General features: G+C 37.3%; 9 protein-coding genes. All 9 read right to left on the reverse strand.

Annotated features, from left to right (window positions below; genetic code table 11):
- Positions 1 to 40: 40 nt before the first annotated feature.
- Complete coding sequence (locus Q5760_RS19915; protein ID WP_428909348.1) at positions 41 to 1,066, reverse strand: glyceraldehyde-3-phosphate dehydrogenase; 1,026 nt, start codon at positions 1,064 to 1,066, stop codon at positions 41 to 43.
- Positions 1,067 to 1,261: 195 nt separating this feature from the next.
- Positions 1,262 to 1,858, reverse strand: coding sequence for a dephospho-CoA kinase (gene coaE / locus Q5760_RS19920; protein WP_428909349.1), 597 nt, complete (start codon positions 1,856 to 1,858; stop codon positions 1,262 to 1,264).
- Positions 1,859 to 2,049: 191 nt separating this feature from the next.
- Positions 2,050 to 2,685 (reverse strand): sporulation membrane protein YtaF, encoded by a 636-nt coding sequence (ytaF, locus tag Q5760_RS19925; RefSeq protein ID WP_428909350.1) that lies wholly within the window; start codon positions 2,683 to 2,685, stop codon positions 2,050 to 2,052.
- A 75-nt stretch (positions 2,686 to 2,760) separates the two neighbouring features.
- Positions 2,761 to 3,588, reverse strand: coding sequence for a DNA-formamidopyrimidine glycosylase (gene mutM / locus Q5760_RS19930; protein WP_428909351.1), 828 nt, complete (start codon positions 3,586 to 3,588; stop codon positions 2,761 to 2,763).
- A gap of 25 nt (positions 3,589 to 3,613) precedes the next feature.
- The gene (gene polA / locus Q5760_RS19935) at positions 3,614 to 6,250 is read right to left on the reverse strand and encodes a DNA polymerase I (RefSeq protein ID WP_428909352.1); all 2,637 of its coding nucleotides are present in this window, start codon (positions 6,248 to 6,250) and stop codon (positions 3,614 to 3,616) included.
- 521 nt (positions 6,251 to 6,771) lie between these two features.
- A complete protein-coding gene (gene pnpS, locus Q5760_RS19940) occupies positions 6,772 to 8,538 on the reverse strand; it encodes a two-component system histidine kinase PnpS (protein WP_428909353.1) in 1,767 nt (588 codons plus the stop codon).
- Positions 8,535 to 9,254, reverse strand: a complete 720-nt coding sequence (locus tag Q5760_RS19945; protein ID WP_428909354.1) for a winged helix-turn-helix domain-containing protein — start codon at positions 9,252 to 9,254, stop codon at positions 8,535 to 8,537. Before Q5760_RS19945 ends, pnpS begins: the two co-directional genes overlap by 4 nt.
- A gap of 170 nt (positions 9,255 to 9,424) precedes the next feature.
- Positions 9,425 to 10,363: a malate dehydrogenase gene (gene mdh / locus Q5760_RS19950; RefSeq protein ID WP_428909355.1), complete on the reverse strand. Its 939-nt coding sequence runs from the start codon at positions 10,361 to 10,363 to the stop codon at positions 9,425 to 9,427.
- Between the two features lie 182 nt (positions 10,364 to 10,545).
- On the reverse strand, positions 10,546 to 11,811 hold the full coding sequence (gene icd, locus Q5760_RS19955; protein ID WP_428909356.1) for an NADP-dependent isocitrate dehydrogenase: 1,266 nt from the start codon (positions 11,809 to 11,811) through the stop codon (positions 10,546 to 10,548).
- Positions 11,812 to 11,923: the final 112 nt, after the last annotated feature.

The following is an 11,923-nucleotide window of genomic DNA, read 5'->3' on the forward strand; positions in this document are numbered from 1 at the left end:
GAAGCTGGTAACCTGTTAATCATAGATTAATAGATAACAATTATGCGTTCACCATTGATTTTTTCATTTCTTGAACTACATATTTTGTTAAATCAACCACTCGGCAAGAATAGCCCCACTCATTATCATACCAAGCTAGTACTTTCACTTTATTTGAGCCGATTACCATTGTCGATAATCCATCAATAATTGCAGAATGCTCATTTGTTGTAAAATCAATGGAAACTAATGGCTCGTCTGTAATATCTAAGTATCCTTTAAGTTCACCTTCCGCAGCTTGAGCAAAGGCTTCATTCACTTCGTCAATCGTTACATCACGCTTTAAATCCACAACTAAATCAACTAAAGATACGTTTGGTGTTGGGACACGCAATGACATCCCATGTAGTTTTCCTTTTAATTGCGGTAAAACGAGAGATAATGCTTTTGCTGCACCTGTAGAAGTTGGGATAATGGATTGACCACATGCACGAGCTCTTCTTAAATCTTTATGTGGATTATCGATATTTTTTTGGTCATTAGTATACGCATGCACAGTCGTCATAAGACCATTCTCAATTCCAAACTTTTCTTCTAATACTTTTGCTACTGGCGCTAGACAATTCGTTGTACAAGATGCATTTGAAATCACATTGTGTTGTTCCACATTTAAAGCACTTTCATTTACCCCCATAACAATCGTCACATCTTCATTTTTCCCAGGAGCCGTTAAAATGACTTTCTTAGCACCTGCATTAAGGTGCAGGGCAGCCTTCTCACGGGAATTAAATTTACCAGTTGCTTCAATCACAATATCAATGCCAAGTTCTTTCCAAGGTAATTCTTCAGGATTGCGATTGCTTAGTAATTGTACCCTTTTTCCATTCACGATCATCGCATCTTCTTCTGCTCGCACTTCACCATCAAATTTACCGTGAATCGTATCATATTTAATCAGATGTGCAAGTGTTTCCGTTGGATAACTTGCATTAACCGCTACTATATCAAGACTATCATCAAGAATTGCTTTTCGAAATACCATCCGCCCAATTCTTCCAAAACCATTAATTGCAATTTTCGCCTTCATTAATCCGGCCCCTCCCCAAAATAATGTTATACTGATGAGTTAATTCATATGGCAATAGTATAACACATTTATCCAATAATGTAAGATAGCAAATACATAAATTTTTAAATTTTTTTCAATATTTATCACTTTTTAAATACTTATTAATGTTGCTATAGGAATATACAAAAAAAAGAGATGTTTTTAAACACCTCTTTAAAGTCCTAATTTTATTAAAATATGATTTAATTGCTCTTCCGACTCTTCAATCGTGCCATTATTATCTATAATAAAGTCAGAAAGCTTCTTTTTTTCCATTAGAGGCATTTGTGATCGAATTCTCGCTAACGCCTCTTGCTCTGAGTAATGATTTCTTGTCATTAATCTTTCTAATTGAACTTCTGCATCCACATATACTAAAATAATTGTTTTTACTAATTCTGTTAAATGACTTTCAAACAAAAGCGGAATATCGAGAACAGCAATGGAATCTCCACGCTTGATGGCTTCCTCTTTTTTGTCATTCATTTGTTTCCTAACAGCGGGATGAACGATTCCATTTAGAACGTGTCGCTCATTTTCATGATTAAAAACAATTTCTCCTAGTTTTGCCCGGTCAATGGAGCCATCACGAAGCAGGATTTCTCTTCCAAAATGTTCGACAATTTGGTTGTAGGCCTCCTGCCCTGGTTCCACAGCCAATCTTGCTTCAATATCGGCATCAATGACCGTGATTCCACGATTTTTAAGCATATTGGATATCGTGCTTTTTCCACTCGCAATCCCACCGGTTAGTCCTACGATCGTTGCCATGATTATTTTCCTTCCTTACAATATCAAATGTGCCTTGGCGTATTTGCACCCAGATTTTTCAAGCTTACTCAGGTATTTCTTTTTTATAAAAATCTGCGGCATCCGCCGGAGGTTTTAACTTCATTCTGCTGGGGGTTAAACCAAGTATTCATCTAACCACTATAGAAATTGGTAACTTCAGCACAATGATATTAAAATTTCCAAATCCCAATGACAATAAGTACAATTCCTGGCAAAAAGGAAAGTTTTTGAAGCCAAGAATTCTTTGATAATACCGTTCCTAATTTCATTCCTAGCAAGACAAGTCCTGAACTCAATAAAGAAACAGCTAAAGCTAAGTACAATGGAGAAAAGCCAAGCATGGACGCCCCAATCCCAGCCCCAAAGGAATCAAGAGAAAGTGCAAGTCCTAACATAAAGGCTTCCACTCCAGTAATCGTTCCTGACCGGTCAAAGTCTGCCACCATGGGCTTTTTCAAAATATTAATCACAATTCCAAGCGACTTAATTTCAAAATTTAAGATGACCTTTTCATGTGGCAGATCCTCTTTTTCTTTATCAGAATGGAAAAATTGATAAATCACCCAGCAACCAAGTGCAATCAGGATGATGCCGCCAATTTTTTCCGCAAATACAGGGGACATAAATTGTTGGAATAAATGCCCCATTAACATGGCTGCCAATAAAGTCGCTGCTGAACAACATACAATGATGAGAATGGACTTTAAAGGAATTCGCATCTTCCTCAGTCCATAAGTAAATCCTACACTAAAGCTATCTAAGCTTACAGCGAATGCCAATAAAAGAAGTGAGAATAATTGACCCATAAGATCTGCAACTCCTTCCTCATCACAACTACGATAGTTTATGAGGAAGGCACATCCAATGTTAACTGATTTTCTTTAAATTTTTTGACAGTCGGGACAGTACATGGTACCGCGCCCACCAACAACTGTTTTGACAAGCGGGGTACCACAAACCTTACAATCTTCACCCTTTCGGCCATATACATTGTGTTCAAGCTGAAACATCCCCATGTCGCCCTGGGAATTCACATAGGTCCTTACGGTACTCCCACCCATCTTTACTGCTTCTGTTAGCGTTTCAATGATTTTCTCATACAAAACATGGATTTCTTCAGGTGCAAGCGAATGAGCAGGCCTTTCTGGATGAATCCGAGCTTTGAAGAGAGCTTCATCCACATAAATATTCCCTAAACCTACGACAACCGTTTGATCTAATAGGGTTGATTTAATATTTCTTGTTGTTTTGGAAAGCTTTGACGCAAACTCGTCTACATCAAATTGATTTCCTAATGGTTCAGGCCCTAGGTGTGAAAGGGGAAGAGTGGAAAACTCTTCTCCTTTTTTAAAAAGATGCATCGTCCCAAATTTACGAACATCTCGATATCTTAATTCAGTTCCATCTGTAAAATGAAAAATCACATGAGTGTGTTTTTCAACTGGCTCGTCCGCTTGATAAAGAGCATAACGTCCCTCCATTCGTAAATGGGAGATAAGGGCATAAACTTCTGTATAAAAAAGAAGAAATTTACCTCTTCGCTCAATGTCTATAATACTCTCGCCCTTTAATGCATCTTTAAATTGTTCAATTTCTGCTGGCTTTTTGATCATTTTAGGCCAGAATACAGAAACGGATCTAATCTTTTTATTTAAAACTAATGTCTTTAACGTTCTTCTAATCGTTTCAACCTCTGGTAGTTCAGGCAAGCGTTAACCCTTCTTTCAACTCTTTCTATTTCGCATCAAACCAAGTCGGTCCATACGAATAATCCACCTTCAGTGGTACCTTTAGGTCAGCAGCATGTTCCATTACATCTGGAACGATTTCCTTTAAAACCTCAATCTCTTCCGGCGGTGCTTCAAAGATTAATTCGTCATGAACCTGCAATAATAACTTCGCTTGTAACCCTTCTTTCTTCAGGCGTGCTGCCATATCAATCATCGCTTTTTTTATGATATCTGCTGCACTGCCTTGAATTGGGGTGTTCATCGCTGTTCGTTCCGCAAAGCTCCGTAAGTTAAAGTTGCGACTTGTGATCTCCGGAAGATATCTGCGTCGGTGCATTAAAGTGGAAACAAACCCCTTTAATTTAGCGTCTTTAACAATGTCATCCATATAATCTTTAACCCCTGGGTAACTCTCCAAATACCGTTCAATAAACTGACTCGCTTCTTTTCGGGATATCTTTAAACTTTGACTCAGTCCATAATCACTAATTCCATAGACAATACCGAAGTTAACAGCCTTGGCATGTCGGCGCATATTCGATGTTACTTCCTCTCTTGTCACATGAAAGACGTCCATTGCTGTTTTCGTATGAATATCCATTCCTTCATTAAAGGCTTCGATCAGCTTCTCGTCACTAGAAATATGGGCTAGTACGCGCAATTCAATTTGAGAGTAATCCGCTGCAAAAATCAACCAGCCTTCTTGGGAAGGAACAAAAGCTTGGCGAATTTTTCTTCCTTCTTCCAAACGAATCGGGATATTTTGCAGATTTGGATCAATCGAACTTAATCTACCTGTTTGGGTTAAAGCTTGATTAAATATTGTATGAACCTTGCTTGTTTTCGGATGAATAAATTTGATTAACCCTTCAATATAGGTTGATTGTAATTTACCTAATTGGCGATACAAAAGAATATGTTCAATGATTTCATGACTGCTTTCAAGTTTTTCTAAAACATCAGCAGAAGTCGAATAACCGGTCTTTGTTTTCTTAATAGCAGGCAATCCCAATTTATCAAATAGAATAACGCCCAGCTGCTTTGGTGAATTAATATTAAACGTTTCACCAGCCAACTCATAAATCTTTTCTTCAAGATTCGCTAAGCGCCCCTTTAATTCATCTCCCATCGCAAGTAAACGATCTTTATCTACTTTTACCCCTTGGGATTCCATATCAGCTAGGATGAAGGAAAGTGGCATTTCAAGATCATGGTATAACTCCAGTTGTTGGTTTTCTTCAAGCTCAGACTCTAGCTTGTCCTCTAAATCTTCCAGTACGAGTGCCTTCCGTACAAGATGCTCAGCAAGCTCCTTCCCATCAGGAATCTTTCTTTTTGCTCCTTTTCCATAAAAGGCATCATCTGATTGTATGGAAGAAAAATCATATCTTTTAGCAATAGAGGCAATATCATCAATCGTTTCCGACGGATTAGCTAAATAGGAAGCAATTAATAAATCAAAGACAACCCCATTTAAGTGAATACCATGATGTCTTAATGAAACCTCTGTGCGCTTCGCATCATAAACGGTCTTTTTCTTGCTTTCATCCTCAGCCCATGCTTTAAAAATAGAAGATTTAAGTGCCGTATCGGTTGGGATATAAAAGTGACCTTTATTGTTTACAATAGAAAAACCAATAATATCACTATAATGATAGTTTGCATCTAGCACTTCTACATAGAAAGCATTTTTGTTTGAAAAAATCGACTCCTCAACTTCTTCGACGATTTTAAATTCAATGTCATCAAAAACTTCCGGTTCGTCATTCGTTTGGACATCTCCACCGACTTTTTCCAATAATGATTGAAATCCTAAATCCTTAAAGAGATCAATTACTTTATCGGGAGCATAACCAGGATATTCGATCCCATCTAATTGAACTTCTACTGGTGCATCACGCATAATGGTTGCTAGTTGTTTGCTCATAATCGCCTGATCTTTATACGTTTCTAGTTTTTCCTTTAATTTCGCACCGCTGACTTGATCAATGGACGATAATAATTCTTCAACAGTTGGGAATTGCTTTAGTAGCTTTATGGCTGTTTTTTCACCAACCCCTGGAACACCCGGGATATTATCAGAGTTATCCCCCATCAGACCTTTCATATCAATGATCTGATCTACATTTAATCCATACTTTTCTTGAATATGTTCAGGCGTATATTCCTCAATATCGGTTATCCCTTTTCGAGTGATCCCTACTGTCGTTTTAGGAGAACTAAGTTGGGTTAAATCTTTATCACCTGAAATCACCTTGATTTCAAAGCCGTCTTGTTCAGCCTTTAAAGAAAGGGTTCCGATAATATCGTCTGCTTCATAATTTTCAAGCTCATAGGACGAAATTTGAAAAGCCTTTAACAATTCGCGAATATAAGGAAATTGCTCAGATAATTCTGGAGGTGTCTTTTGTCTCCCACCTTTATATTCGCTAAACGTTTTGTGGCGAAAAGTCGTTTTGCCCGCATCAAATGCCACTAAAATATGGCTTGGTTTTTCATCTTCAAGAATTTTCATTAACATCATGGTAAAACCGTAGACGGCATTCGTATGTATTCCTTTATCATTATTTAACAGTGGTAAAGCAAAGAAAGCTCGATAGGCAATACTATTTCCATCAATAAGAACTAACTTTTTCGTCAAACATAACACCCCATTCATAAGAAAAGCGGAAGCGCCTTGCCCACCCCCGATAAAGAAAACTCTCCGACTGTCAAGCCTTTAGGCGAAGACAGACGAGTAGTTGCACTTATGCCGGTACGGCCAAGCTCAAGACGAGCCGGCATGAAGATTGTATTTTAATCTTCTTGACGGATTGTAAGAAGTGTTAGGCGACTATTCGGGGACTCAGGTCTAGACATCCATCTAACTTCCAATAACTTTTCTTTATCATTTTTTCCTTTCCTAAGTTTATCATGATTAAAGTGTGAAAGGAAAATTTCGACACGGAAAGACATTAGAGCCTGACACTAAAAAAAACTTCAAAAAGTCTCTCCGAATTAAATCAAGCCAAATAAAAAGACGGAAAGCCGTGAGGCAATCCGTCTTTTTATTTGGCTCCTTGGATGAAGGGGTATTTCACTATTGATTGTAACAATAGAATGTTAATCCACTATAAACCAAATGTTAATCTAATGTAAAACCCTCTTCATCAGACATTTACTTTAAATCGGAAACTTTTTAGAAAGCTCAATACTAAAAGTAGTTCCCTTCCCAACTTTACTTTTAACAGTTACTTTCCCTTTATGGGCTTCTAACAAGTGCTTGACAATTGCCAGTCCAAGTCCAGTTCCACCCGTATTACGATCCCTCGCCTTATTTACACGGTAAAAACGTTCGAAAATACGCGGAATTTCTTCCTTCTCAATTCCCATTCCCGTATCCACCACATGAATGGTTACCTTTTTAGGTGTATCTTCTATCTCAATCGAAACATTTCCACCATTAGGTGTGTATGAAACAGCATTCGATATAATATTGATAAAGACTTGCTTAAGACGATAGTTGTCCCCTTCAATCATTAAATCATCGTTAGGTTTTTCAAATAGAATTGAAATATCTTTTTCAGCTGCTTTTCCTTCAACAATACTAATCGATTCTTGAAGGATTTGCATCAAATCGATCGTCGCAATCGATAAACTAAAGCCTTCTTTTTCAATCTTCGAAAGTTCTAGTAAATCATAAATAAGTGACTGTAATCGATCACTCTCTTTTAAAATTATAGATAAAAAGTATTCCAATGTTTCCTGATCTTTCATCGCACCATCTAGTAAAGTTTCAGCAAAACCTTTAATCGAAGTAACAGGTGTTCTTAATTCGTGAGATACATTTGCAACAAAGTCTTTACGCGTTTGTTCTAACTTTTTTAGCTCTGTGATATCGTGAAAAACGAGAAGAATCCCTTTCCAGACATCATTGGTCCCAATAATCGGCACCCCATAGACTTCAAAGTGTCTCCGTTCAATTTTAAATGGAATGACAAGCTGTTTGCGAATTTTTTGTTCAGTCATAAAAATATCTTCGATGATTTTAATAATTTCTTTATGCTTAATAACCTCATGATAGAGCTTGTATAAGTATTCTGATGACTTTACATTAAATATTTCTTTGTAGGTACGATTAATCAAATTAATATACCCATGACTATCAATTAAGATAAGGCCACTCCCCATGTTTTCAATCAAGGTACTTAAGCGGTCTTTTTGCATCTCATGGGCTTTCATCATATCCTGCAAATTCCGCGCAAGAATATTGAGTGAGGAATTCAGCATCCCTATTTCACCATTCTGATCCTCAAACGTCCGGGCTTGGTAATTGCCCTTTGCTAATTCAAAAGCAAAATTGGTTGCTCTTTCGATTGGCTTTGTATAACGATTCATAATATTGCGACCGAGTATTAAAATTACAATAAAGGCAAAACTAAAACTGATCCCTAACAGCCACCAAATTTGCGAGTTCGCTTGCCTAAGCTCGTCCATCTTCGAACTAAGCAAAACAAAACCTTGTTCCGAACCGTTCCATTCAATCGGTTCCCAGAAATATTGAACATTCACTTCAGTGATCCATCTGAAATCGGGTACTCGTGAAGGTTTGTGCCCCATCATATCCATTAACACTTTTTTATATTGTTCTGGATCTTCTTCAATAATCTCGCCAGTTTCAAAAATCTTATTTCCGTCACTATCAAAAAGGGTAATTCTAGCATCTAATGTCTTGCTGAAATCTTGAATTTTAGTTTTATTAATTGAATCGATTCCACCGGATCCTTCAATATAATCAGATACTAAACTGGTTTCTTTCAGTAGATGTTCGTCAAAATTCTTTAGATAATACGTTTTAAAGAGTTGACCTAATACAAGTCCTATTCCAACCAGAACAACGATGAGTAATGCGAGGAGTGTAAAAAGAATTTTCGAACGAAACTTAATCATTCGAACTTAGGCTCCTCGAGCTTATACCCCAATCCTCTAATCGTTTTAATATAAACTGGCTTCTTTGTATTTTGTTCAATCTTCTCACGTAAATGACTAATATGAACATCAACAATTCTTGTATCTCCAGCAAAATCATAATTCCAGACAGCACTTAATAATTGATCCCGTGTTAATACTCTGCCTTTGTTTTTGGCAAGGTACAACAATAATTCAAACTCCTTTGGAGTTAATTCAAGTATGGATTCATCATAGTAAGCTTCATATTGATCTGGATATATCGTTAAAGAGCTTATCTTCAAGACTTCCGAATCATTTTGCCCTGTTTGATCGGTTGCCTCATCTTGTATTTGAGACCTTCTTAAAATCGCCTTTACCCGTGCAACTACTTCCCGAGGGCTGAAAGGCTTGGTCATATAATCATCAGCACCCAGCTCAAGTCCAAGCACCTTATCAAACTCATCATCTTTCGCCGTCAACATTAAAATAGGAGTGAAGTTTTTCTGCTGTCGCAGTTGTTTGCAAACTTCTAAACCATCCATGGTAGGCAGCATTAAATCAAGAATAATCAAATCTGGGTTCTCTCTTAGGGCTGTATTTTTCCCATCTTCTCCATCCATTTCGGTTAATACCTCATATCCAGCCTGTTTTAAATTATACTGAAGTAATGTTACAATTGATTTTTCATCATCAACAACAAGTACTTTTTTACTCATATTAGCCTCCATTTGAAAAAGATAATATTCACCCCGTACGAAACATCCAAAGTCCCTTATTTTATACTATACACATATTTTTAAAGGTTGTACACGACAAAAATTCACAATTTATTCATAAAACTTTGTAGAAAACAAAAAATCCGAGGAAGTTCTCCTCGAATTTTTTGTTATGCTAACACAGACATGACATTTTTCACGGCATTAGCTGAACGGTCTAATGCTGCCTTTTCATCGTCTGTTAACTGAAGTTGAATGACTTTTTCGATTCCATTTCCACCAATAATTGTTGGAACTCCTAGATAAATCCCTTGATACCCATATTCCCCTTCAAGATAAGCGATTGTTGGCAATACACGTCGTTGATCTTTCACAATCGCCTCAACCATTTCCGTTAAAGCAGCTGCAGGCGCATAATAGGCACTGCCGTTTCCAAGAAGATTAACGATTTCTCCTCCGCCTTTACGTGTACGTTCTACAATTGCTTCTAGTCGTTCCTCAGGAATTAATGTCTCCAATGGAATTCCTCCTGCATAGGAATAGCGTACAAGTGGAACCATGTCATCTCCATGACCACCTAAAACGAAGCCTGTAATGTCCTTAACAGATAAATTTAATTCTTGTGCGATAAATGTACGGAAGCGAGCTGTATCCAAAACTCCTGATTGTCCAATTACACGATTCTTTGGAAATCCAGATTCTTTAAATACAGTATACGTCATGGCATCAACCGGATTCGTTAATACTATGATATAGCTATTCGGAGAATATTTGACGATTTCTTTTGTAACAGATTTCATAATACTTTGGTTGGTTTGAACCAAATCATCACGGCTCATACCAGGCTTACGGGCAATTCCTGCTGTAATGATGACAATATCAGAGTCTTGCGTATCCTCGTAGTTTGAAGTTCCAATGATATTGGCGTCAAACCCTTGTACAGGACTTGCCTCTAACATATCTAGTGCTTTCCCTTTTGTAGGGTTTTCCATTTGTGGAATATCTACTAATACAACGTCCCCTAATTCCTTTTGTGCGATAAAAAGAGCAGTTGTTGCTCCTGTAAATCCGCTACCGATAATGGAAATCTTTTTACGTTTGATGGCCATGTTCATCTCTCCCCTATTTTTAAAATATGCGTTCAAGCAACCCCTTGTCCCTTTGACAAAAAAACTCATTGATGTTCGAATTCAAATTATTTTAATAACAATTTGAATATTAAGTCTTTTTACGATAATAAGAATGGTCTAATGACAATATTAGACCATCCTTTTTAAATACTACAATATCATTACATGTTCTTAATTAATTCAGTACCAAATTCAGAGCATTTTACTTCTGTTGCACCTTCCATTAGACGGGCAAAGTCATAAGTTACAACTTTTGAAGCAATGGTTTTTTCCATTGATTTTGTGATTAAGTCAGCCGCTTCATTCCAGCCAAGGTGTTGTAACAGTAACACACCTGAAAGGATAACAGAAGATGGGTTAACCTTATCTAATCCAGCGTACTTAGGTGCTGTACCATGTGTAGCTTCGAAAATAGCATGTCCAGTTACATAGTTAATGTTTGCTCCTGGCGCTATTCCGATACCGCCTACCTGTGCTGCAAGTGCATCAGAGATATAGTCACCGTTTAAGTTCATTGTTGCAACCACTTCAAACTCACTTGGGCGAGTTAAAATTTGTTGTAGGAAGATATCCGCAATCGAATCTTTTACAATAATTTTCCCTGCTGCTTCTGCTTCAGCTTGTGCTTTGTTTGCAGCTTCTACACCTTGCTCTTCTTTAATGCGGTCATATTGGTTCCAAGTGAATACTTTATCTGCGTATTCTTTTTCTGCAACTTCATAACCCCACTTTTTAAATCCACCTTCTGTAAACTTCATAATATTACCTTTATGAACCAATGTTACAGATTTTCTGCCTTCTTTAATCGCATAATCAATCGCTGCACGAACTAAACGGCTTGTCCCTTCTTGAGATACAGGTTTAATACCGATACCTGAAGTTTCAGGGAAACGAATTTTATTTACACCGAACTCATTCTGAAGAATGCTGATTAATTTTTTGGCTTCATCTGAACCCATTTCGTATTCAATACCAGCATAGATATCTTCTGTATTTTCACGGAAAATAGCCATGTTTGTATCTTGAGGACGTTTTACTGGTGAAGGAACTCCTTCAAACCAACGAACTGGACGTAAACATACATATAGATCCAATTCTTGACGAAGAGCAACGTTTAGAGAACGAATTCCCCCGCCAACTGGTGTTGTTAAAGGACCTTTAATCGCGATTAAATACTCATTGATTACATCCAATGTTTCTTTAGGCAGCCATTCACCTGTTTGGTTAAATGCTTTTTCCCCCGCTAAAACTTCTTTCCATTGAATCTTGCGCTCACCGTTATATGCTTTTTCAACTGCTGCATCTAATACACGTGAAGCTGATGCCCAAATATCAGGACCAGTTCCATCCCCTTCGATAAATGGAACGATTGGGTTGTTTGGTACATTTAATACTCCGTTAGTTACTGTAATTTTTTCTCCAGTCATGTCTTATCTCTCCTCCAAGTCTGTCTAAAAAATATGTAGTAATTAGAGACTGCATATGATGTGGAAACTATACAGCCTCTAATTTAACCATAAAATTAGAAGTAATCATTGT

The sequence above is a fragment of the Niallia sp. Kr1 genome, from assembly GCF_050389805.1.
GTDB lineage: Bacteria > Bacillota > Bacilli > Bacillales > Cytobacillaceae > Bacillus_BD.